Source organism: Halobacillus sp. B23F22_1 (assembly GCF_043497005.1).
Taxonomy (GTDB): Bacteria; Bacillota; Bacilli; order Bacillales; family Halobacillaceae; genus Halobacillus_A.
The window spans coordinates 1-679 of the sequence record NZ_JBIEKE010000011.1 but is presented as its reverse complement, the minus strand read 5'-3'; the positions used below and the strand labels follow the sequence as shown (position 1 = coordinate 679).

Below are 679 nucleotides of genomic sequence, written 5' to 3'. Positions count from 1 at the left end.
CCTTGCTTGTAAGGCAAGTGCTCTCCCAGCTGAGCTAATCCTCCATATGAGTGGTGACCCGTACGGGATTCGAACCCGTGATACCGCCGTGAAAGGGCGGTGTCTTAACCACTTGACCAACGGGCCAGTCGTAAATGTTAAAATGGCGGAGAGCGAGGGATTCGAACCCTCGAAACCGCGTGAACGGTTTACACGAATTCCAATCGTGCTCCTTCGGCCAGCTCGGACAGCTCTCCAGAAGAATGGCTCCACAGGTAGGATTCGAACCTACGACCGATCGGTTAACAGCCGATTGCTCTACCACTGAGCTACTGTGGAATAATGTATAACCTGGCAACGTCCTACTCTCACGGGGGTAAACCCGACTACCATCGGCGCTGAAGAGCTTAACTGCTGTGTTCGGCATGGGAACAGGTGTGACCTCTTCGCTGTCGTCACCAGATCTTTAAGGTTTATCTTTTTTTGCGGACAAGATATATTATATTGTCCTTTTCAAAAAATATCAAGGGTTTTTGAAAACTTTTTAATAAACCTTCAAAACTGGATAAGATCTTTTCGACATCCGATCATCAAATCTTTTCACAAAGGCATGTAGTTAAGTCATCGATTGATTAGTATCCGTCAGCTGCACGTGTCGCCACGCTTCCACCTCGGACCTATTGACCTCATCGTCTCTGAG

Annotated in this window: 3 tRNA genes and 2 rRNA genes; all 5 read right to left on the bottom strand. The window is 47.9% G+C overall.

What is annotated here, in order from left to right:
- Nucleotides 1–51: 51 nt before the first annotated feature.
- Nucleotides 52–126, bottom strand: a tRNA-Glu gene (locus ACGTNH_RS21115).
- 17 nt (nt 127–143) lie between these two features.
- Nucleotides 144–236: transfer RNA gene (locus tag ACGTNH_RS21110), tRNA-Ser, on the bottom strand.
- 7 nt (nt 237–243) lie between these two features.
- Nucleotides 244–318 (bottom strand) — tRNA-Asn (locus ACGTNH_RS21105).
- Between the two features lie 10 nt (nt 319–328).
- Nucleotides 329–442, bottom strand: a 5S ribosomal RNA gene (gene rrf, locus ACGTNH_RS21100).
- Between the two features lie 149 nt (nt 443–591).
- Nucleotides 592–679, bottom strand: a 23S ribosomal RNA gene (locus ACGTNH_RS21095); the annotation flags it as partial.